Here is a 23068-nt window from a genome sequence, read left to right on the forward strand (position 1 = left end):
CGAAGCCCTACCAAAAATTATATTCGGAATTTATTCACCCCTTTAATCGCCCTCATCACACCAAAAAAGATCAACCCCATAACATAATTATTACATTATGGGGTTATTTGATTGTCGCGATAGCTAGATTCGCTTTGTTACACCGATTTATTGATCAGGGTGTTTATTATTGGCCCTATCGCCTCAAACGAGCTGGGAGAGATAATATCGACATGCGCGCAATCCTGACGATATACACCCAGACTGGATATCCACGGTGACCAACTGCGTTCAGGACTGACCCCCGGCACTAAGGTGCGCTCAGCAACGAACAGCGTGGCGTGACCAGCAAACGGCGCGCTGTGTGCCGTGGTGAGCAGGCGAACCGCATCGGCGTAGTTGCCTTCGATAGCATTAAATAAGGCCTCTGACGCATTCCCCTGCTGCGCTGCCAGAAACGCTTCACGTTCACGCTCGATCTCGGCCAGTACCGCGGGATCCAACCCATTGGCCTCCTTTTCCTGCCAGTTTTGCGTTTCCGGCGGCCAGGTATCCAGCAGCCCCAGGAATGCAACTGTCTCTCCTCTGGCATGTAAGCGTGCGGCGATTCCCTGCGCCAACGTCCCCCCCAGCGAGTAGCCTAATAAATAATAGGGACCATGAGGCTGCTGGCTGAGCAGCGTTGCCAGGTGATGTTCGCATACCGCATCAAGGTTTTCCGCCGTCTGCATAGGGCCATCCGGTCGCGGCGACTGAATGCCAATAATCGACCACTGCGGACTGAGGTAACGCGACAGCACGCTAAACTGCCAGGCGAAACCCGACGCCGGATGGAAACAAAACAGCGTTGGGCCATGACTTTCACGCAGCGGCAGCAGCGTTTCGAATCCCAGACGCTGCGACTGTTCATCATCATTGCTCTCCAGCAGTGCACTCAGTTGTTCAACAGTAGAAGCCACCATTATCTGCCCAGGCGTTACCTGACGCTCAAAAATCTGGCTCAACTGCGCTGCCAGCTTCATCGCCAGCAGCGAATGTCCGCCAAGCGCAAAGAAGTCAGCCTCTACGTCATTAACCTCGCAATCCAGCAAAGCCGCAAAAGACTGCGCGATGGCGGTTTCAGTCCCTGCTCGCGGCGCACGTCCTGACGTACGCGACGTCAACTGCGGCATCGGCAGCGCTTTACGATCCAGTTTACCGTTTGCACTCAGCGGCAGCTCCGCCAGTTGCAACAATACCGTCGGCACCATATGCGCAGGCAGTTTTTCACGCAGAGTTTCTCGCAATGCAGACGTATCCAGCGGTAACCCCGATTGCGACACCAGATACCCCACCAACTGTCGCGCATCGCCGCCTGTCGCCGCCGCCTGGTTGAATACGCAGGCGTGGGCTACGGCATGTTCGACATCTGGCAGTTGCTGCATCACCCGATCAATCTCACCGAGCTCAATGCGCTGTCCGCGAATTTTAAGCTGGTCATCGCTGCGCCCGAGGTATTCCACTGCGCCATTCTCCAGCCAGCGCGCCACATCCCCAGTACGGTACATGCGTTCACCAGGGTTAAACGGATCGGCGATAAAGCGGCTCGCAGTTAGATCCGCTCGCCCCAGGTATCCTTGCGCCAGTTGGATCCCCGTCAGATAGAGATCACCTGCCACGCCAAAGGGCACCGGGCGCATCATGGCGTCCAGGATCCGTAAACCGGTATTCCATACCGGATAGCCAATCGGCACGCTATTGCCCGTTACGGCAGCGAGATCGTCCCCCCAGGCCGGATACCAGCTCACATCGACTGCCGCTTCCGTTGGCCCGTATAAATTGTGCAGTGGCGCATGAGTCAACTGTTCCCATTCGCGGCATAAATCTGCAGGTAAGGCTTCGCCGCTGCAGAATACCCGTTTCAGTGAGGCACAGCTCTCCCGTGCGGTTTCCGGCGTCAGTGAAGCAACAAAAGCGGCCAGCATAGAGGGAACAAAGTGCGTGGTCGTCACCCCAGACTGCGCAAAGAACTGCTGCATCGCCAGCGGATCGCGGTGCGCTTCAGGTTCTGCCATGACCAGTTTTGCCCCGGCAATAAACGGCCAGAAAAACTCCCATACCGAGACGTCAAAACTGCACGGCGTTTTTTGCGCCACCACATCATCCGCGGTCAGAGGATAGTGATTTTGCATCCACAGCAAACGGTTAACGATGGCGGTTTGCCCAACCATCACCCCTTTTGGTCTGCCGGTAGAACCGGAAGTAAAAATAATATAGGCCGTATGATTAGGTTGAGATAGCGCCAGCGGTGCAACATCCTCTTCTGGCAGCGGCGCGTTGTAGCACAGACTTTCCAGCTCCGGAATATCGCTAAAGCGCGCCAGTTGCTCTTCGGTCGCGATTAACAATTTTGGCTTCGCGTCTTCGAGCATCATCCGCAGGCGATCGTCCGGGTATCCGGTATCCAATGGCAGCCAGGCGGCTCCCGCCTCAACAATACCGTGCAGCGCCAGCGTGAGGAACACGGAACGCGGTAATGCCACGGCAACGCTGTCACCAGGCTGTACGCCACGCTCGCGCAGGCGGCGCGCCAGCGCCACAACCTGTTGGCGCATTTCACGATAGCTAAACTGATAGCGGGCATCAGCCAGCGCCGGGGCATCCGGCGTTTTATCGGCCTGCTGTGCCACCAGCGCACTCAGCGTGGTGGACGGGATCGCCACGGTCGTGTCGTTAATCTTCGCCAGCCGCTCATGTTCTGTCGGCAACAGCATCCCGGCATCGCCGCAGCATAGCGACGGATTGTCGGCAAACTGCGCGATAAGCGCGGTTAAACGTGATGCATGTTGCGCCAGCGTCGCGGCATCGTAGCGCTGTTTATTGGCCAGGATTTCAATACTCAGCCCGCCGTTTTCATCCGGGAACAGCGCCAGCTCCAGATCGTTCACCGGGCCTGTCGCCAACGTATGGGTTTGCGCCTGAACGCCAGGAATATTCAGCTGATAGTCGAATATTTTCACGTTCAGTACCGGGCCAAACAGCGGTTCCGCACCGGCTGCGCGCCCGCTGTCGCGAACAATTTGCTCAGCATCATATCGCTGATGTCGGCGCATTTTCTTCAACTGTGCGGCCAGTCGTTGGGCAAGTGCAGGCAAGCTTTCTGCCGCATTCAACTGCACGCCAAATGGCAGGACGTTTAAAACCGGTCCGGTGGACGTGAGCGCCGCCGACCCCATACGCCGCATAAAGATAAACCCGGCGGCATATTCCATTCGGCTGCATAAACGTCCGAGCCACAGCGCCACCAGCGCAAGGGCCAGATCCGCACGCTGAACGTCTGGCATACGTGCCGCAAGCCGGCGAAACTCCCCTTCAGGCGCGGTTAACTTCAGACGAATAATATCCGCGCTGGCCGACCGCCCTGGCAGGGGTTTGTTAGACAGCGAAGCCGGAGGTGGGAGTTGCTTTCGCTGCTCGGTCCAGAAGGCGCCGTCGCGTTGCCAGGCATCGCTTTGCCGATACTGTTGATACTCTTCCACCACCTCAGAAAATGGCGTAAAAGGTGATTCCGGCGTGGGCTCGCCATGCAGCCATGCGCGGTAAATCGCGGCTATCTGGCGGGTAATGGCCGGGAAACTGAAGCCATCAACCAGCAGATGATGGTAACGCTGATACCAATACCAACGCTTTTCTCCCACCTGAATGAGCAGGTGAAAAACCAGCGGCTTAGTGCCATCAGCACGGATGTCCTGCTGCAGGTCAGCCTGCATCAAGGCGCGCGCTGCCGCATGCGGATCGGATTTTTCGCGCAGATCGATAATTTCTGGTGGCGCAAAGGCAAGCGCAGAGTCTACCCATTGCCAGACCTCGCCGTTATCTTCGCTAAACCGCATCCTTAGAGTATCGGCCTGCTCCAGACCCGCCACTACCGCTTTCGCCAGCAACGGTGCGTCCAGTTCGCCGGTTAATTCTACGTAGTGCGCCACGCTCCACGCTGAGGGCAATGTGGAGAGTTTTTCTGCCATCCAGATCCCCGGCTGAGCCGCAACTAACGGTAAACGTTGAGTCATGGAGCCTCCTGCACATCGACGTAGTTCGCTGGCGTCAGCGTGGTCCAGTTTGCATCCAGCCATTGCTGGCAGGCTTCCTGTGATTGGGGTTCGCACGCGACCGTCCAGCCAACAGGAAGTGAGCATTGCTGCGGCCAAAGGCTAAACTGACGTTGGGGATTTTGCAGAATGTAAAACTGGCCCTGCGGATTATCGAAGGGGTTACTGAATTCCATACTCAACTCCTGTCGTGGAACATCGTCCGGTTAAATCGTGTCGGTAAGCGGTTGCCAGAGCGTGATCAGCCCTTGCATCAGTCCGCCGCGCCAGCAAAGCGCATCGTGTCCACCATCAACCTGACGCCAGAAAATAGACTGTGGTGCAGAGGGTAACTGGGCATATAGCGCCTGATTTGCGCGATAAATAATGGGTTCGCGGATCCCGGCTTCCAGGACAATACGCAGCCCCTGAGCGCTTATCTTTCCGCTCTTCAGTTGCTCAACGATCGCCCCATCCTGATGACCACCACGATGCGGCCACCAATAAGAGCCCGACTGGCTGAGCACGCAGCCAAAGCGCGCAGGCCAGTTCAGCCCGGCATATAGCGATGACAGCCCGCCAAAACTTTGCCCAGCGACGACGGTACGCTGCGGGTCGTCACTGAACGCGGTCGTGGTCTTCACCAGCGGCAATAACTCCTGCTGTACCGCCAACCAAAAATCCGCATTACACGGCAATTCGCGGCTGCGGTGAGCCGTGTCGATGGTATCAATCAGGAGATAAACGGCGGGCGGGAGGTGTCCGCGATGGGTGAGTGAAGTCAGCGCAGGCCAGACCGGCATACTCTGTGCCCAAAACTGTCCGTCCAGCAGGATGGCCAGCGGACGCGCTTCCGGCTGGGCTTCACCAGTGGTAAACACCCACACGCGGCGTGTATTGCCGAGTCTGGCGCTACGCCATTGCAGGCAAACTGCGGGCGAGTCGGGGTTTTCAGGTCGATCCCATCCCGGTTGTACGGGTGCATCAGGCATTTCCAGCGCAGACACTGCATGACCACGACCGCCCTGCCAGCTCTGCGGATTGAGGGGATCGGCAATAGCCTGCGGCAACAATTGCCGCCAGCCTTCACGCAGCACGGTTCGGTCAGGCGCTTCGCCCGGCGTCTGCGCGGCAAAAATATCATTTCGTTCTGTTGGGATAAAACAGTAACTGCCGCGCCAGTTGGCGCTGAGGGAAACACTCCAGCACCAAACATTTGTTCCGTCAATGCGTTGCATCGACTGCGGGGTGGCATTTTGATGGTGGTCGGTGACGCCGGTGATATAGACCCATACGCGATGAATGGCTGACTCTTTTTCCGTTCCCTGCGGGTCGCGCCACCAGAAGGTTACCCGATAATTTCCGTTGTCTTCACGCTCCCACTCCGGGCCTTTTTTTGACTGCCACCACGCCTCGCTTCCCATCTTTAACGTCGTCACCGCCATAACCCCATGTTTATTGTCAAATTTTATGATCTAGCGTGAAATATATTGATAATATTATTGATAACTATTTGCATTTGCAATAGCGTATTGTCGCGCTGTGGGAAGCGCGCACAGTTTTTCACCACTTATAAACCGGCCTGGCGCTGCGTACTTTTTCTGGAAGGGAGGGTTTACGCGGATGCGGGCGACATCAGACCAAATGCCGCACCACGGCACATTGGTACTCGTGGCTAAAAGAACAGCAGGACATACAATGAACAACAAGATTCATTCACTGGCCTTATTGGTCAATTTAGGGATTTACGGGGTAGCCCTGCCAGCGATGGCAGAAGATCAAACCGATAGCGCCGCTGTCTCTCATGAAGACACCATCGTGGTTACCGCCGCCCAGCAGAACCTGCAGGCACCGGGCGTTTCAACCATTACCGCTGATGAAATTCGTAAGAATCCTCCCGCTCGCGATGTGTCGGAAATCATCCGTACCATGCCAGGCGTCAACCTGACCGGTAACTCAACCAGCGGTCAACGCGGTAACAACCGCCAGATCGATATTCGCGGCATGGGGCCGGAAAACACCCTGATTCTGATCGACGGCAAACCGGTAACCAGCCGTAACTCTGTGCGTCAGGGCTGGCGCGGCGAGCGTGATACCCGCGGCGATACCGCCTGGGTGCCACCAGAAATGATCGAACGTATTGAAGTGCTGCGCGGTCCTGCCGCGGCACGCTATGGCAACGGTGCGGCGGGCGGCGTGGTGAATATCATCACCAAAAAAGGCAGCAACGAATGGCACGGCTCCTGGGATACCTATTTCAACGCCCCGGAACATAAAGACGAAGGTTCAACCAAACGCACCAACTTTAGCCTGAACGGTCCGCTGGGCGGGGATTTCAGCTTCCGTTTGTACGGTAATCTCGATAAAACCCAGGCCGACGCGTGGGATATCAACCAGGGTCATCAGTCAGAACGTACCGGCACGTATTCAAATACTTTACCGGCCGGTCGTGAAGGGGTGATCAACAAAGACATTAACGGCGTGGTTCGCTGGGATTTCGCCCCGCTCCAGTCACTGGAACTGGAAGCTGGCTATAGCCGTCAGGGCAACCTGTATGCGGGCGACACCCAAAACACCAACACCAACCAACTGGTGAAAGATAACTACGGGAAAGAGACCAACCGTCTTTACCGCCAGAACTACTCTCTGACCTGGAACGGCGGCTGGGATAACGGCGTCACTACCAGTAACTGGGTGCAGTATGAACATACGCGCAACTCCCGTACGCCGGAGGGCCTGGCGGGGGGTACCGAAGGGATTTTCGACCCGAATGCGTCACAAAAATACCTCGACGCCGACCTGAGTGACGTCATGCTGCACAGTGAAATCAGCATTCCGTTAGATCTGCTGGTTAACCAAAATCTGACGCTCGGTACCGAATGGAACCAGCAGCGCATGAAGGACATGTTGTCCAATTCGCAGACCTTTATGGGCGGTGATATTCCAGGGTCCAGCAGCACCAACCGCAGCCCGTACTCAGACGCAGAGATTTTCTCTCTGTTTGCTGAAAACAACATGGAACTGACCGACAGCACCATGCTGACGCCAGGTTTGCGTTTCGATCATCACAGCATTGTGGGCGATAACTGGAGTCCGTCCCTGAACCTTTCCCAAGGTCTGGGCGATGACTTCACCCTGAAGATGGGGATTGCGCGCGCCTATAAAGCGCCAAGCCTGTATCAGCTCAACCCGAACTACATTCTGTACAGTAAAGGTCAGGGTTGCTACGCCACCGGCTCCGCGACCGGTATTGGTTGCTATATGATGGGCAACGATGATCTGAAGGCCGAAACCAGTATCAACAAAGAGATTGGTCTGGAGTTCAAACGCGACGGCTGGCTGGCTGGGGTAACCTGGTTCCGCAACGATTACCGTAACAAGATTGAAGCAGGTACGGTCCCGTTCGACAGAACGTCTATCACCAACAAAGGGAAAACGACTTATACCGATATCTATCAGTGGGAAAACATTCCTAAAGCGGTAGTTGAAGGTCTGGAAGGGACGTTGAACGTGCCGGTTAGCGAAACCGTTAACTGGACTAACAACATCACCTACATGCTGCAAAGTAAGAATAAAGAGACCGGCGAGCGTCTGTCGATTATTCCTGAATACACGCTGAACTCGACCCTGAGCTGGCAGGCACGTGAAGATCTGTCATTGCAATCCACCTTCACCTGGTACGGCAAACAGCAGCCGAAAAAATACGATTACCAGGGTAAACCCGTTACCGGTAGCTCGGCCAGTGAAGTCAGCCCATACAGCATCGTAGGCCTGAGTGCGACCTGGGATGTGACGAAAAACGTCAGCCTGACCGGCGGCGTGGATAACGTCTTTGACAAACGTCTGTGGCGTGAAGGGAATGCCCAGACCACGGGCGATATCGTGACCGGGAACTATATGGCGGGCGCAGGCGCGCACACCTATAACGAACCGGGCCGGACGTGGTTCATGAGCGTTAACACACACTTCTGATAACGTTTTTCCCTCTCCTCGCTGCGGGGAGAGGGAAACCGTAAGAAATCATGCACACAACGCACATCCCGCTCCCTTTCGCAGATCATACGCTGCACATTGTCGAATTTGATCCCGACACTTTCCATGAGCACGACCTGCTCTGGCTTCCCCACCACACTCAGCTCCACTCCAGTGGGCGTAAGCGTAAAGCTGAGCATTTAGCGGGGCGTATTGCCGCAGTCCACGCACTGCGTGAATTTGGCCACAAAACCGTGCCCGGCATCGGTGTGCAACGCCAACCATTGTGGCCGCAGGATCTGTTTGGCAGCATCAGCCATAGCGCAACAACGGCGCTGGCGGTCGTATCAACGCATCCCATTGGGCTGGATATAGAAGCTATTTTTACACCACAAACCGCAGTTGAGCTGGCTGATGGCATTATTGATAACCACGAACATCAGATTTTGCAGCATGCCTGCCTGCCCTTTCCGCTCGCCTTAACCCTGGTATTCAGCGCAAAGGAGAGCCTGTATAAGGCGTTTTCCAATCAGGCATCGGGGCTACCAGGTTTCACCAGCGCAAAAATCACCGCACTCACGACTCAGCAATTAACATTACAAATCATGCCGTCATTTTCGGCAAACCTCGGCAATCAAGAAGTTAACGTTCATTGGTTTCAGCGCGATAAAAATATCGTGACGCTATTTCCATTCTCACCATCAGGATCGTGATCCTTTTCTCTTTTTAAGAAATTAGCTGCGCAAATCGTAGACAGTTCGATTATCTCGACTTATCGTTAACTTGAATAATAAATCATATTTGAATAAATATTCAAAGTGGAGAAAGAGATGAACAAGACCTTGATTAAATCCGTATTACTGGCCTCGATCCTTACCACATCGGGTTCGCTGTATGCAGCCGACAACGGACTGATTGCGATTATTACCCCTTCTCACGATAACCCGTTTTTTAAAGCCGAAGCCGACGGTGCAGTCGCCAAAGCAAAAGAGCTGGGATACGCCACGCTGGTTGCCTCTCATGATGATGACGTCAATAAACAAAACCAACTGATTGAGACTGCTATTGCTCGTAAAGCAAAAGCGATCATTCTCGATAATGCGGGTGCAGATGCCACCGTAGGGCCGCTGGAAAAAGCCAAAGCAGCGGGTGTAGCTGCTTTTCTGATCGATCGCGAAATCAATAAAACCGGTATCGCGGTGGCGCAAATCGTGTCGAATAACTATCAAGGCGCACAGCTCGGCGCAGAGAAGTTCGCCAGGTTACTGGACGGAAAAGGGAAGTACGTTGAACTGCTGGGACGTCAATCCGACACCAACGCCCATGTACGCTCGCAGGGGTATCACGATGTACTCGATGACTATCCGGACATGAAAATGGTAGCCCAGCAGACGGCAAACTGGAGCCAAACCGAAGCCTTTACCCGAATGGAAGCCATTCTACAAACCAACCCAGATATCGTAGGCGTGATCTCAGGTAACGACACTATGGCGCTGGGTGCAGAAGCCGCACTAAAAGCGGCGGGGAAAAATAATGTCATCGTGGTCGGTTTTGATGGCAGCGACTACACCCGCGATTCAATCATTAATAAAAGCAATATTAAAGCGACAGTACTGCAGCCCGGCTGGCAACAGGCACAAATGGCTGTTGAGCAGGCGGATTACTATCTGAAAAACGGCAAAGCCCAGAAAGAAGAAAAACAGCTCATGGATTGCGTGCTGATTGACGAAACCAATGCCAGCAAGCTGAACAAGTTCAACCTGAGCCACTAAGCGGAGGCACTATGTCGTTAACACAATGGGGTGCCGCGCTGGTTGGATGCGCCACCCTGTTGCTGACGGCCTGTACGGTAGTTGACCTCGACGAAAACGGCAAACCAATTATCCCGGCCGATCCTCAGGCCAAAGCCAGTTTCGACAACCAGACTCCCGATCAGATCGCGCAACAAACCTGGCAATCCCGCGTCCTGGAAGCGGCACAGCAACATGTTCTGGATGCTTCAGCGCTGACCACTCGCCTGAAGGCCCCCTCACCCGCTCCTGAAAGCGTGTTTGTACGCCTGACCAGCCAGATTGATAGCGTCGACACCACCAATGGGCGAGAGCACACCATCGTGGTGAGGGTCAATGATATGCCCGTCACGATTCAGATTGGCCCGGTAATGCGTGGCAATGCTATTCGCGATGCCAGTGGTTTCAAGTTTGAAGATTTTACTAACCAGGTTCAGTTTGCCCAACTGTCACGGGCTTATAACCGTGAAGCGGCGAAACAGTTACCCGCCGTTGACACTAGCTGGCAAGGGAAAACTGCCACGGTGCTGTTTGCCGTGACGTTGAATGCTGGAAAAGCGGAAAACGCAGCAGCACTGACGCTGGAACAGGAGGCTCACTAATGCGCAATACCTCAGCTGATGACATCATCCTGCGCACGCATGCCATTTCAATGCTGTTTCCCGGCACAATTGCGCTGGACAGCGTCGATTACCAGGTCTGGCGTGGCAAGGTGAATGTGATTATTGGTGAGAATGGTGCGGGGAAATCGACGTTGATGAAGATCCTCGCTGGCGTTCAGCAACCCAGTAGCGGTGAGATGTCGCTCAATGGAAATCCCGTGCGCTTTGCCAGCACCCGGGATGCTGCGGCACATGGAATTGGTATGGTGCATCAGGAGTTAAACCTGTTTGAGAACCTCACCGTCGCGGAAAACATTTTCCTCGGTCGGGAGATTCAAAAAGGCATGGCCCCCATTAATGAGGCCGAGCAAGAGAAACGCACCGCGGAATTATTAACCCGGCTCGATCAGCCGATATCACCGCGCGACCTGGTTGGCAATCTCAAAGTAGGGCAGCAACAGCTGGTCGAAATCGCCAAAGCACTGGCTGAAGATGCAGATATCCTGATTCTTGATGAACCCACCTCGGCGCTCAGTAAAACTGAAGTCGAGATTCTGTTTCGCGTGATCCGTGAACTTACTCGCCAGGGCGTGTCGATAATCTATATCTCCCATCGTCTCGAAGAATTGATGGCAATTGGCGATGTGATCACTATTTTACGCGATGGTAAATTTCAAGCCGAAGCCAAGGTTAGCGACATCGATGTCCCGTGGATTGTGCGCGAGATGTTGGGCAGTGATCCGGTAAGCAACTTTCTCGAACCCGGCCGCACGTTTGGAGCTCCGGTTCTGGAAGCTGAACATATCACCTGCGTGAATACCGCTGGCAGCGCAGTCGTCAATGACGTCACCTTTAACGTTCACGCCGGTGAAATTGTCGGTATCTATGGACTTATGGGGGCTGGGCGAACCGAATTGTTCGAGTGCTTGTTAGGTACTGAGCGCAACTACCTCGGAAAACTGTGGCTCGACAGCAAACCGGTCCCGCAACGCTTAACCACCGCCGATCGCATCCGTATGGGAATGAGTCTGGTGCCGGAGGATCGCAAGCGCACAGGGATTTTCCCCATTTCATCCGTCGCCACCAATCTGACCATTGCCAGCCTTTGGCGGCGTCTGCAACGTGGCTTTGCCATTGCCCGCAAAGATGAAGAGGCCGTGGTCGCCAGCACAATTGGCAATCTGTCGATAAAAGTCTCCTCGCCAGAGGTTGAAATTCAGGCGCTGAGCGGAGGGAACCAGCAAAAAGTGGTGATTGGTCGCTCTCTGCTCACCAATCCCAAAATTCTATTTCTTGACGAACCCACACGCGGCATCGATGTCGGGGCGAAAGCCGATGTGTTCCGCATGATGGTCCAGCTTTCCCAGCAGGGTATTGCTGTGGTCTTCTCCACCTCAGATTTAAAAGAAATTATGGCGGTTTCTGACCGCATTCTGGTGATGTCCGGCGGCAAGCTAACTGCCGATATCGCCCGCGATCGTGCCGAAGAATCGGCGCTGGTAACCGCAAGTGCTCAGGGGTTCTGATATGAAAACACTACAATCTGCCGCCATCGCGCCTCGCTCCACAGTCGCCTTCTCTCGGGAAAATATCCTGCTACTAATCCTAAAACTGCGCACTTTTATTGCACTGTTTTTAATCGTCGGGTTCTTTGCCTTCACCGTACCGGGATTTCTCTCTGGCGGCAGCATGGTCATTATGATCAAGCATATCGCCATTAACGCCTTTCTGGCTCTGGGGATCACGTTTGTCATTATTACCGCCGGGATTGATCTCTCAATTGGCGCTACGCTTGGGCTGTGCGGCATGGTCGCGGGATGGCTAATCACTAAAGGCATTGTATTGCCAATGTTCGGCATCGCAATTTTCCCCAGCGTCTGGGTGATTGTGCCTGTCGTCTTGTTGATTGGTGGGCTGATTGGCGCGGCAAATGGTTGGATCATCACCCACTATAACGTCGCACCGTTTATTTGTACGCTCGGAACCATGTACGTTTTGCGCGGGGCGGCGATGCTGACCTCCGATGGGCAAACCTTTCCCGGGCTTTCCGGCAATCCGCAGCTCGGCAATACCGGTTTTGATGAGATTGGTGCCGGTACACTGTTTGGGATTCCGTGGGCCATCTGGATGATGATTGTGCTGGCACTGGTCATTGCTTACGTCGCTCGTCGTCTACCCTTTGGTCGCCACGTTTACGCCATCGGGGATAACGAACGCGCTGCTGAGCTGTCAGGGGTAAAAGTAAAACAGGTGAAAATCTGGGTGTATACCCTATCCGGACTGTGTGCCGCGATTGCTGGAATTGTGGTCTCGGCACAGCTTTCCGCCAGCCATCCGGCCAACGGTACGGCATTTGAGATGAACGCCATTGCCGCAGTGGTTCTCGGCGGTACGTCACTGGCCGGTGGACGGGGCACGATTTTAGGCACGCTGATTGGCGCTTTCGTTATCGGTTTTCTGGCCGATGGTCTGGTGATGATGGGCGTCAGCGAGTTCTGGCAAATGGTGATTAAAGGTATCGTGATTATCGTCGCGGTCATCATCGACCAGATGCAAAACCGGATGCAGCAAAAAGCCGCGGTGGTAGCACAAAAGGCGGCGATGGAAAGTCAGTAATCGCCTCTGAAAAGTCTGATATGCACAACCAGACAGCTCCAGGAACCTCCTGGGGCTGTCAATTGTTTAACTCACCGTGACATCACCCTTTCACCAGACTGCGGGCTGTCGGGTAGTCGGTGATCAATACGTCAATATAATTCCCCTGCAATGCCCCGCGTATCGCATTCTGTTTTTCCACACCACCAGCCAAAGCAATCACGTGGTTACACTCCCGGATCTGCGAAAGCTCCATTCCGATGACCGGGTCTTCCTCATGGCTGAGTACCGGGTTACCTGCTGCATCGTAATAATGCAGACAGATATCGCCTACTGCGCCGCGCTCGGCGAGCAGTCGCAACATTTCTTCGTTGTAGTAGTTGCCTGAGTTTTTCAGCAATTGAGAAGGCTCCAGTTCGCCAATACCGACAATTGCCACATCCACTTCAGCAAACTTTTCAACCACCGCGGCAACGTCAGGGCTGTTAACCAACCGTGTACGCTCTTCAACCGAATGCTCAATACTTTGTGAAGGCAGAAGCCAGGCCGGACAGCCAAGGTGCGCTGCCAACTGTTGCGTAAGAATCGTGGCCTGCACGTTACCATTCGGCCCTACGCCGCCCAGCAGTTGGATCACCCCCGCCGCACGGATATTTTGCGGGTGCATCTCATCGACCATACAGCGAATGGTGCTACTCCAGGAGGAAATTCCAACCAGGTCCTCGGCTCGCAAGCGGGTTTCAACGTAATGCGCCGCCGCACTGCCAATAGCATGCTTAATTTGCGTATTGCTGGGGTTGTCACCGACATCCACGACAATCGCCTGACGAATACCAAACTGCTCTTCAATGGCTTTTTCCAGCGCCACAAAGATATTGGTCGGCTGTACGACGGTGATTTTCACCAGCCCTTCTTTCTGACAACGCGTTAAAGCACGGGAGACAAAGGACTGCGACAAATGCAGCAGCGTGGCGATTTCAGACTGTTTTTTATTTTCGGCGTAGTAAAGCGTGGCAATCTTAACCAGCAACCGCTGTTCATCCTGCTTTGACATGGCATTCCCCCTGATAAACTGCCTGTTATTTTTATTCATACCTGAATAGATAACAAGTCATCAGTACCTTTCCAGTTATCACGTTAGTGTGATCCTTTTCTCTTTTCTCCAAAATTTGGTGGCACAAGCCGTAGACAAACCGCCAGACAAGGCATATCTTTAATCATGAATAATAAATCAGTAGTGAATATTTATTCTAACCAATAACGACTGACTGTTTTATCTGCAGATTACGTGGTGGGTAGAGAGACAGTTGCACTACTGCACTCACATGGAATATTTATTCATTCAAGATTAAACATTCAAGAGGTGTCTTATGAATCCGTTTTCGCTCTCAATACCAGAGCTAGAAAAGAAAGCACGTGCCGTGCGTCGCCGCATTATCGTGTTGAATGCTGAAAGCCCGGCTGGCGGGCACACTGGCGCAGACCTGTCGCAGGTTGAACTGCTGACAGCACTCTATTTTCGTATCCTGAATTGCTCCCCGGAGATTAAAGAGAGCGACGAGCGCGATATCTACATTCAGTCAAAAGGTCACGCTGTGGGCGGTTACTACTGTGTCTTGGCAGAAGCCGGTTTTATTCCTGTGGACTGGCTGGCGACCTATCAACACGCTGATTCGCATCTGCCGGGACATCCGGTAAAACATAAAACGCCAGGAATTGAATTGAATACCGGAGCTCTTGGTCACGGTCTGCCGGTTGCAGTAGGGATTGCGCTGGCGGCTAAACGCAGCAACAGCAAACGCCGGGTGTTTGTCGTCACCGGTGATGGTGAACTGGCCGAAGGCAGCAACTGGGAAGCGGCACTGGTCGCTGCCCACTATAAACTGGATAACCTGATTATCATCAACGACAAAAATAACCTCCAGCTTGCCGGCTCAACCAAAGAGATCATGAACACCGATCCGCTGGATGAAAAATGGCGAGCCTTCGGTATGCAAGTCACAGAGTGTCGCGGGAACGATATGAGCGATGTGGTGCGCACGCTGGAAGGATTAACCCCTGAAGGCAAGCCATATGTCGTCATTGCACACACCACCAAAGGAGCCGGGATCTCTTTTATCCAGGGCCGCCCGGAATGGCACCACCGCGTGCCAAAAGGAGAAGAAGTTGAACTGGCGCTGGAGGAACTGAAAGATGCGTAATAGCGAACACCTCGCCACCGTCATGGTGAACACGTTAATTGCCGCGGTCAAACGTGGAATGGATGTTGTGCCGGTGGTGGCTGACTCAACATCAACAGCAAAAATCGCCCCATTTATGAAGGAATTTCCCGGTCGTCTGGTCAACGTGGGTATTGCCGAACAGACGTTGGTCGGTGCTGCTGCCGGACTGGCGCTGGGCGGTAAAATCGCCGTCACCTGTAACGCTGCGCCCTTCTTGATTTCACGGGCCAATGAGCAAATTAAAGTCGACATTTGCTACAACAATACCAACGTGAAGTTGATTGGCCTGAACGCAGGGGCCAGCTACGGACCGCTCGCCAGTACGCACCACAGCATTGATGATATTTCCGTGCTACGCGGTTTTGGCAATATTGAGATTTACGCCCCGTCCTGTCCGGTGGAATGCCGACAGATTCTCGATTACGCCTTAAGCCACATAGGTCCGGTTTATATTCGCCTGGATGGCAAAGCCTTACCCGAATTACACGACGAAAACTACCAGTTCGCGCCGGGTAATATCGATATTTTGCGCAAAGGAAAAGATGTCGCACTGGTGGCAATGGGCTCAACTGTGCATGAAATTGTCGAGGCTGCCACAGTGCTGGAACAGGCGGGTATTGACGCCAGCGTAATCAGTGTACCGTCAATTCGTCCCTGCAATACCCAACAGTTACTGGCAACTTTAACCCACTGCAAGGCAGTGGTTAGCGTGGAAGAACATAACATTAATGGCGGCGTGGGAAGTCTGGTGGCTGAAGTGCTGGCAGAAGCTGGCTGTGCTATTCCACTGCGTAGATTGGGGATTGCCGATGGCCAATATGCAATCGCAGCCGATCGTGCAGCAACGCGCGCGCACCATGAAATTGACGCGGCGGGTGTCGTGAAAAACGCCACCGCACTGTTGCTGGCAACACGATAAAACAATAACAACAGAACACTTACTGGAGAAAGCGATGTCACGAATTCCTCATCAGTTGACCATGGCGGTGATTATTGGCAATCGGGGATTTTTCCCGAGCTATCTGGTTGCTGAAGCCCGCGAACAAGCCAGCGTGCTCTTTGAGCGGCTGGGCATTAACACCATAATGCTCAACGAAACGCAGACAGAACTCGGCGGTGTTGAAACCCGTCAGGATGCGAAAGTTTGTGCTGAACTTTTCCGCGCTCACCGCGACAAGATTCACGGTGTGGTGGTACTACTGCCGAACTTTGGCGATGAAAAAGCGATAGCGGAAACGCTGCGACTTTCCGGTTTAGATGTCCCGGTTCTGATCCAGGCGCAGGAAGACAACCTGGATAAAATGGGGCTTGCCACTCGCCGTGACAGCTTCTGCGGCAAGATCTCCCTGTGCAATAACATGCGCCAGTACGGTATACCGTTTACGCTAACCACCCAGCATGTCTGCGACCTGTCAGGCGAGGTGTTTGCACAAGACCTGAAACGTTTCGAACAAATCTGTCGCGTGGTCGCCAGCATGCGCGGAGTTCGCGTCGGCGCTATCGGCGCACGTCCAGCCGGGTTTAATACCGTCCGTTACAGCGAAAAATTGCTCGAAAGACTGGGTATTGCCGTCGAAACACTGGATCTGTCTGAAGTCTTTACCCGCATCAAACGACTGCGCGACGACGATATCCGGGTGGATGAAAAACGCCGCCTGTTGATGGATAACGCCGACGCCAGCGCCATTCCAGCCGACAAACTGGTCACCATGGCAAAACTGTTTGTCGTTATCAGCGAATGGGTCATCGCTAATGATATTGATACGACTGCCATCCAGTGCTGGACCTCGCTGCAGGAAAATTTAGGCATCAACGTGTGCTCAATCATGAGCGTGATGTCCGGGCAGTTAATGCCCAGTGCCTGCGAAGTGGATGTGATGGGCGCGTTGTCAATGTACGCCCTCGCCAGCAGCAACTTAAGTCCAGCATCCATTGCCGACTGGAACAATAATTTCGGCGACGATCGTGATAAATGCGTTCTTTTTCACTGCGGTAATTTCGCATCAGCCAGTCTGGACAGCCCGAAGATGGGGACGGCGGATATCATCGGTACCACCGTCGGTAAAGAGAACACCTGCGGTGCAGTTCACGGTCGTATGAAAAGCGGTGCCTTGACCTACTTCCGCCTGAGTACCGACGATTTAACCGGCGAAATCAAAGCCTACGTCGGCGAAGGACTATCGGTTGACGATCCGCTGGACACTGTCGGCTGCCGAGCGGTAATCCAGGTACCTCATCTGGAGAACCTACTGGCATGGATTTGTCGTAATGGCTTTGAGCATCACGTGGCAATGAACCATTCCGCCAGCGCAGAGGTACTGCATGAAGCTTTCACCCGCTATCTCGGGGTGGATACCTTTTTCCATCGCTAATACTCAGGGAAACCGAAGGGCTGGAGAAAACAATGTCAGCACAAAAAGACATTATTATTGCGCTTGATGAAGGCACCACCAATGCCAAAGCCGTAGCGCTGGATGGTCAGGGAAACGTGGTCGCGAAGTTCTCCCGCGCGCTGGCGATCCACACGCCCCGTGAAGGCTGGGTTGAACAGTCAGGTGATGCACTTCTGGACGCATCGCTGGATGTTGTGGCACAAGCCATTGCCTGCGTCGGCGCACAACGCGTCGCAGCGCTGGCGATCAGCAATCAACGTGAAACGGCGATAGGCTGGTATCGTGCCAGCGGTCGCCCTCTCGGCCCTGCTATCACCTGGCAATGTTCGCGCACGGCCGATTTTTGCCGTGCATTACGTGAACAGGGGCACGAGGCGTACATAAAATCCATCACCGGATTACCCGTTGCCCCACTCTTTTCCGCCTCTAAAATGCGCTGGCTGCTGGAGTCAGTTCCCAACGGTATGACGCTCGCACAGCAAGGGGAAATATGTCTCGGGACCATCGATAGCTGGTTACTGTGGAACTTAACGCACGGCGAGGAATTTCGTTGCGATATCTCCAACGCTTCACGCACGCAGTTGCTCAATCTCAACAGCGGACAATGGGATAACGAGATGTTGGCTCTATTCGGTATCCCGCAGCAGGCGTTGCCCGAAGTTTGCCCTTCCAGCCACCATTTTGGCGTAACAAAAGGTCTGGAGAGGATACCTGATGGAATCCCTATTCTGGCGATGATTGGCGACTCACATGCTGCGCTTTTTGCCCATGGGCTGGGTATGGAAGGCTGCGTCAAAGCGACCTATGGCACCGGATCTTCCGTTATGGCACCCGTATTCTCGGCGCAGTCCGAGGTGAGCGCGCTGGCAACGACCATAGCCTGGCATGACGGTGACACCCTGGTCTACGGGCTGGAAGGTAATATTCCGCATACGGGAGATGCCGTCGCATGGATGGCCGATAGCACAGGTCTTAGCGAATTACCGGAAGAGCAACTGCTTCATGAGCTCAATACGCTGCCCGCCACGGTTGACTCCACGCTGGGCGTCTATTTTGTTCCGGCACTTACCGGGCTGGGCGCGCCATGGTGGGATGAAGATGCCCGGGGGTTGATTCACGGTCTCAGCCGCGGAGTGAAACGCGCACATCTGGTACGTGCGGCACTGGAGTCGATTACCTATCAGATTGCCGATGTTGTTTTAGCGATGCGCCAGCACAACGGTTTTCGACTCAGCGCGTTAATGGTTGATGGCGGGCCAACAAAAAATGACTGGCTAATGCAGTATCAAGCCGATTTATTGGGCTGTCCGGTGATGCGCAGCGATATCCCTGAACTTTCCGCTATCGGTGCCGGATTGCTGGCACGCAAGAAGCTGCAAGGTGCATCTACCAGCCAGTTGCGAGATTACCTGCCCGAACACGTAGCGTTCCAGCCAAACATGGCGCGCCATGGGAGATTGCAAAAACGCTGGCATGAATGGCAAGGAGCCGTCGAACGCACCCGTTGGCAAACCCGTTAATAAATCAACGCTAATGATAAATGCGCCCGCAGCCATAACTGACTGTGGGCGCACTGTTAATTCTTCAAAAGCGAGCTACTGCGGCTGACACGCCGCCAGCGATCGGCGTTGCTGTCCTTTTTCATCGAAGTTATCGGCAGCCAGCCAGCGCTGCAAAACAGCGTCGCACTGGGGCCATTCACTATCAATCATCGATAACCAGTCGCTGTCGCGATTACGCCCCTTGCGCACAATCTTCTGGCGAAAACGTCCTTCGAAGATAAACCCAAGGCGCTCCGCCGCCCGACGGGAAGCCGTGTTCAGAGAGTCACATTTCCACTCCACGCGACGATAGCCCAACGCAAACGCCTGGCGCAGCAACAGCCAGATGCTTTCGGTGCCGAGTACCGTATTTTTCATGCGCGGTGACCAGGTTACATGACCAATTTCAACCGAACCATGCTCCCGTTCGATCGCCATAAAGCACACCAGTCCCACCGCACGACCGGAACGCTGTTCAATGACAGCATAGGGAACCAGAGATGCATCCGTAGATTTGCCCTCTACCCAGCAAGCTGTGGCCTCAACGCTCGTGGGGCGAGAACTTGCAAGCCAGGTCCAGTCGCGATCGTCTGGCGCCTGCGCGTAAGCATCAAACAGATCGGCGGCATGGCTGTCGGCATCCAGGGGAACCAGTCGACAATATTGCCCTGCAAGTTCTTCCCGCGGCAGCACGGCAGCACCATTCCAGTCAGGCACAATATCGCCGACGGTCTGTCCATAAAGATTAATTTCCGGCACGATTCAACCCCTGTTGCGAAGTAAAAAATAGTTATAACACCGGCCATTTCGCCTTCAAAGCATCGCGGGGGGATTTCTGACAACGAACAGAAAATCAGCGGCCCTTCTATATGCAGCTTGCAAGATGACGCGTCTATACTGATTAAAAATCAACGCTGAAGAGAACACTATGTCCCTACCCGATTTTCATGTTTCTGACCCTTTTACGTTAGGCATTGAACTGGAAATGCAAGTGGTCAATCCTCCGGGCTACGACCTGAGCCAGGACTCTTCCCGACTGATTGACGCCGTAAAGCCGCAGCTCACCGCCGGAGAAGTAAAGCACGATATCACTGAAAGTATGCTGGAGATGGCGACCGGGGTTTGTCGCAATATCGACCAGGCGAGTGCTGAATTATCCGCCATGCAGCAGATAATCTCGCGGGTTGCTGCCGAGCATCACCTCGCCATCTGTGGCGGCGGTACGCATCCGTTTCAAAAATGGCAACGTCAGGAAATCTGCGATGACGAACGCTATCGGCGCAACCTGGAAAATTTTGGCTATCTTATTCAGCAGGCGACGGTATTCGGCCAACATGTGCATATCGGCTGCGCAAACGGCGATGATGCTATTTACCTCCTGCACGGCCTGTCGCGATTTGTTCCCCATTTTATTGCACTCTCTGCCGCCTCACCTTATATGCAGACGTCCGACACGCGGTTTGCCTGTGCGCGGCTGAATATTTTCTCCGGATTTCCCGATAATGGCCCGATGCCGTGGGTGAATAACTGGCAGGAATTCGAGGGGTTATTTCGTCGACTGGCTTACACCAGCATGATTGATAGCATTAAAGATTTACACTGGGATATCCGCCCCAGCCCGCACTTTGGTACCGTAGAGGTTCGCGTCATGGACACTCCGCTAACCCTTGAACACGCAGTCAATATGGCGGGACTTATTCAGGCTACCGCCCACTGGTTGCTCACTAAACGGCCATTCAAGCACCAGGAGCGTGATTACCTGCTGTATAAATTTAACCGTTTTCAGGCCTGCCGCTTTGGCATGGCGGGAATCATCACCGACGTCAATACCGGCGATGGGCACCGCCTGTCAGATGACACGCTACGGCTACTGGAGAATGTCGCCGCTTCTGCGGACAAAGTAGGCGCGACCAGCGCGATTGAATCCTTACGCCTGCAGGTTAAAAATGGTCATGATGAAGCGCAGAGCATGCGTGATTTTGTCGCCGATGGCGGATCTCTGAGTGGTCTGGTGAAAAAACATTGTGAGATTTGGGCCGGGCTGTAAGCGTGGCGTTTGCGTTGCCCACAGAGATCCCGGACAATGGCTTTTTAACTCAAGTTTAACAATACAATGAAACACCCGCTTGAATCACTGATGACCGCCGCAGGGATCCTGCTGCTGGCTTTTTTGTCTTGCCTGCTGCTGCCCGCCCCCTCACTGGGCATTGTGCTGGCGCAAAAACTCGTCGCCACCTTTCATCTAATGGATCTCAACCAATTTTATACTTTGCTGTTTTGTCTGTGGTTTTTACTGCTGGGGGTGATTGAATATTTTGTACTGCGTTTTATCTGGCGGCGCTGGTTCTCGCTGGCGGATTAGACCCGCGAGAACCCTTTGCCGTTAATGCGTTCGGCTATGATTTTCTTTGCGATACGCGCCCGGCGGCTGGCTGAACGTACGGGTGAAAATTCGCGTAAAGGTCTGCTGCGAATCGAATCCGTATTTCAAACAGATGTCATACACTTTCTGGTCGGTATCGCGTAGATCGCGCGCCGCCAGTAGCAGCTTACGCTCGCGGATGTAGCGCCCGAGGCTTTCACCTTTGTACTGCATAAAAAGACGCTGCAGGTGCCATTTGGAATATCCCGCATGGCGTGCAATATCATCAATGCGCAATGGCTGATTCAAATTATCATCAATCCATTCAACAATCGTATCAATGACCTGAGCAGAAATCGTCATCATGCTCTCCCCTGTATTCATTGAGTCGCCTGTTGCCACCAGGCCGTAAACGGTTGGTCCGGTTCGGACAGTATTACCGGTTCACCCAGCATTGGCGTCAGTAGTCGGTAATCCTGACGACGGCTGGCAAGCGCCAGTCGTTTGTAAGGATCATCCCAAGTATGTTTCGCCAGAACGAAACGGCCGGCATGCCCTGGCAACACGGCTTTCGCATGCAGATCGGCCGCAGCCTGCGCCGTCTCTTCTGGCATCATGTGAATAAACTTCCAGTCCTGGTCATATTGACCGTTCTCCATAATCGCCAAATCAACCGAGCCAAACTGCTCACCGATGGCTTTAAAATGCGGTCCATAGCCGGAATCTCCGCTGTAATAAACGTTCTGCTCCGGCGTTTCGAACATGAAGCTCGCCCATAGCGTCTGGTTGCGCTTGATACCGCGCCCCGAAAAATGACGAGCAGGCAGCACATGAACGATCAGTGAATCCGTCACTCTGACGGACTGATTCCAGTCCCGCTCTTCGATTATCTCGCTGCGCATCCCCCAGTAACGCAGATGCGACCCTACGCCGAGCGGCGTAATCACCCGCTTAATTTTCGGCATTAACGCCTTGATAGTGGCGAGATCCAGATGGTCATAGTGATCGTGCGAGATAATGAGCAGATCGATCTCCGGCATCGTCTGCGCAGTCCACGGATAATCCCCGGCAAAGGCTTTGTTCAGGAATGAAAACGGTGCGGCATAATTGCTAAATACCGGATCAATCAGGATACGTTGACCCGCCAGCTGCAAATACCATGAGGAGTGGCCCAGCCAGACCAGAGTATCCTGCTGTGGCGAAAGTCCGGCGAGATCGGTTGCCACCAGCGGTAACGGCTGCGCCGGGCGCGCATTATCACGCTTAGCGACCAGAAACTCCCACCAGGCCGCCAGCATGCCTTTGTTGCCGGTATAGCCCGGTGTCGGCACCTGGTTATGAAACTGTCCATCACGATAGTGAGGTGACTGTTCAACCAAACTCAGTTGTGCCCCTTGAGGGGCCTGACCAAACCCGGCATTGAGTACAAACGGTAAACTTGCAGCTGCGGCAATAAGCATAATAACAACCACACAAACTGTGAGACGCTTCATATCCTGACCTTAAACGCGCCCCTTTCCGCTGGTTTGCGCGACTGACCCTTGA

At 53.9% G+C, this 23068-nt stretch carries 19 protein-coding genes; 12 read left to right on the forward strand and 7 right to left on the reverse strand.

What is annotated here, in order from left to right; genetic code table 11:
- Positions 1 to 137: 137 nt before the first annotated feature.
- From entF to fes, 3 genes are read right to left on the reverse strand one after another with little or no spacing between them, the layout of a single operon-like run.
- Positions 138 to 4028, reverse strand: a complete 3891-nt coding sequence (gene entF / locus HV243_RS18140; protein WP_053388569.1) for an enterobactin non-ribosomal peptide synthetase EntF — start codon at positions 4026 to 4028, stop codon at positions 138 to 140.
- Positions 4025 to 4243 (reverse strand): MbtH family protein, encoded by a 219-nt coding sequence (locus tag HV243_RS18145; protein WP_053388568.1) that lies wholly within the window; start codon positions 4241 to 4243, stop codon positions 4025 to 4027. The genes entF and HV243_RS18145 overlap by 4 nt, the downstream gene beginning before the upstream one ends.
- 30 nt (positions 4244 to 4273) lie before the next feature.
- The gene (gene fes / locus HV243_RS18150; protein WP_016152189.1) at positions 4274 to 5491 is read right to left on the reverse strand and encodes an enterochelin esterase; all 1218 of its coding nucleotides are present in this window, start codon (positions 5489 to 5491) and stop codon (positions 4274 to 4276) included.
- A 253-nt stretch (positions 5492 to 5744) separates the two neighbouring features.
- Between fes and HV243_RS18155 the strand changes: the two genes are divergently transcribed.
- The 6 genes from HV243_RS18155 to HV243_RS18180 all read left to right on the forward strand — a co-directional run bounded on the left by HV243_RS18155 (position 5745) and on the right by HV243_RS18180 (position 13026).
- Positions 5745 to 8018 (forward strand): TonB-dependent siderophore receptor, encoded by a 2274-nt coding sequence (locus HV243_RS18155; protein ID WP_016155941.1) that lies wholly within the window; start codon positions 5745 to 5747, stop codon positions 8016 to 8018.
- A 50-nt stretch (positions 8019 to 8068) separates the two neighbouring features.
- Positions 8069 to 8731, forward strand: a complete 663-nt coding sequence (gene entD, locus HV243_RS18160) for an enterobactin synthase subunit EntD (RefSeq protein WP_047415103.1) — start codon at positions 8069 to 8071, stop codon at positions 8729 to 8731.
- A gap of 117 nt (positions 8732 to 8848) precedes the next feature.
- Positions 8849 to 9790 carry a D-ribose ABC transporter substrate-binding protein gene (locus tag HV243_RS18165; RefSeq protein ID WP_016152186.1) on the forward strand — a complete coding sequence of 314 codons (942 nt, stop codon included), beginning with the start codon at positions 8849 to 8851 and terminating at the stop codon, positions 9788 to 9790.
- 11 nt (positions 9791 to 9801) lie between these two features.
- The gene (locus tag HV243_RS18170; RefSeq protein ID WP_016152185.1) at positions 9802 to 10410 is read left to right on the forward strand and encodes a DUF2291 family protein; all 609 of its coding nucleotides are present in this window, start codon (positions 9802 to 9804) and stop codon (positions 10408 to 10410) included.
- Positions 10410 to 11936 carry a sugar ABC transporter ATP-binding protein gene (locus HV243_RS18175; RefSeq protein ID WP_170973930.1) on the forward strand — a complete coding sequence of 509 codons (1527 nt, stop codon included), beginning with the start codon at positions 10410 to 10412 and terminating at the stop codon, positions 11934 to 11936. Before HV243_RS18170 ends, HV243_RS18175 begins: the two co-directional genes overlap by 1 nt.
- A 1-nt stretch (position 11937) precedes the next feature.
- Positions 11938 to 13026, forward strand: coding sequence for an ABC transporter permease (locus HV243_RS18180; protein WP_016152183.1), 1089 nt, complete (start codon positions 11938 to 11940; stop codon positions 13024 to 13026).
- 82 nt (positions 13027 to 13108) lie between these two features.
- Here HV243_RS18180 and HV243_RS18185 read toward each other — a convergent pair whose 3' ends face one another.
- Positions 13109 to 14059: a sugar-binding transcriptional regulator gene (locus tag HV243_RS18185; RefSeq protein ID WP_047358065.1), complete on the reverse strand. Its 951-nt coding sequence runs from the start codon at positions 14057 to 14059 to the stop codon at positions 13109 to 13111.
- A 316-nt stretch (positions 14060 to 14375) separates the two neighbouring features.
- Here HV243_RS18185 and HV243_RS18190 point away from each other — a divergent pair, with 316 nt between their 5' ends.
- From HV243_RS18190 to HV243_RS18205, 4 genes are read left to right on the forward strand one after another with little or no spacing between them, the layout of a single operon-like run.
- The gene (locus HV243_RS18190; protein WP_016152181.1) at positions 14376 to 15206 is read left to right on the forward strand and encodes a transketolase; all 831 of its coding nucleotides are present in this window, start codon (positions 14376 to 14378) and stop codon (positions 15204 to 15206) included.
- Positions 15199 to 16146 (forward strand): transketolase C-terminal domain-containing protein, encoded by a 948-nt coding sequence (locus HV243_RS18195; RefSeq protein ID WP_053389456.1) that lies wholly within the window; start codon positions 15199 to 15201, stop codon positions 16144 to 16146. Before HV243_RS18190 ends, HV243_RS18195 begins: the two co-directional genes overlap by 8 nt.
- Before the next feature lie 34 nt (positions 16147 to 16180).
- On the forward strand, positions 16181 to 17599 hold the full coding sequence (locus HV243_RS18200; protein WP_047358063.1) for an L-fucose/L-arabinose isomerase family protein: 1419 nt from the start codon (positions 16181 to 16183) through the stop codon (positions 17597 to 17599).
- Positions 17600 to 17631: 32 nt separating this feature from the next.
- Positions 17632 to 19140, forward strand: coding sequence for an FGGY-family carbohydrate kinase (locus tag HV243_RS18205; RefSeq protein WP_053389455.1), 1509 nt, complete (start codon positions 17632 to 17634; stop codon positions 19138 to 19140).
- Positions 19141 to 19215: 75 nt separating this feature from the next.
- Here the strand turns inward: HV243_RS18205 and HV243_RS18210 are convergent, their stop codons facing one another.
- Positions 19216 to 19920: a GNAT family protein gene (locus HV243_RS18210; RefSeq protein ID WP_016152177.1), complete on the reverse strand. Its 705-nt coding sequence runs from the start codon at positions 19918 to 19920 to the stop codon at positions 19216 to 19218.
- 169 nt (positions 19921 to 20089) lie between these two features.
- Here HV243_RS18210 and HV243_RS18215 point away from each other — a divergent pair, with 169 nt between their 5' ends.
- Positions 20090 to 21208, forward strand: coding sequence for a YbdK family carboxylate-amine ligase (locus HV243_RS18215; protein WP_053389454.1), 1119 nt, complete (start codon positions 20090 to 20092; stop codon positions 21206 to 21208).
- 66 nt (positions 21209 to 21274) lie between these two features.
- Entirely contained in the window at positions 21275 to 21523 is a 249-nt protein-coding gene (locus HV243_RS18220; RefSeq protein WP_016152175.1) for a DUF1158 domain-containing protein, read from the forward strand.
- A gap of 21 nt (positions 21524 to 21544) precedes the next feature.
- Here HV243_RS18220 and HV243_RS18225 read toward each other — a convergent pair whose 3' ends face one another.
- A complete protein-coding gene (locus HV243_RS18225) occupies positions 21545 to 21886 on the reverse strand; it encodes a RamA family antibiotic efflux transcriptional regulator (RefSeq protein WP_003021996.1) in 342 nt (113 codons plus the stop codon).
- Between the two features lie 17 nt (positions 21887 to 21903).
- Positions 21904 to 23016, reverse strand: a complete 1113-nt coding sequence (locus HV243_RS18230; protein ID WP_016152174.1) for an MBL fold metallo-hydrolase — start codon at positions 23014 to 23016, stop codon at positions 21904 to 21906.
- Positions 23017 to 23068: the final 52 nt, after the last annotated feature.

Source organism: Citrobacter sp. RHBSTW-00599 (genome assembly GCF_013784065.1).
GTDB lineage: Bacteria > Pseudomonadota > Gammaproteobacteria > Enterobacterales > Enterobacteriaceae > Citrobacter > Citrobacter braakii.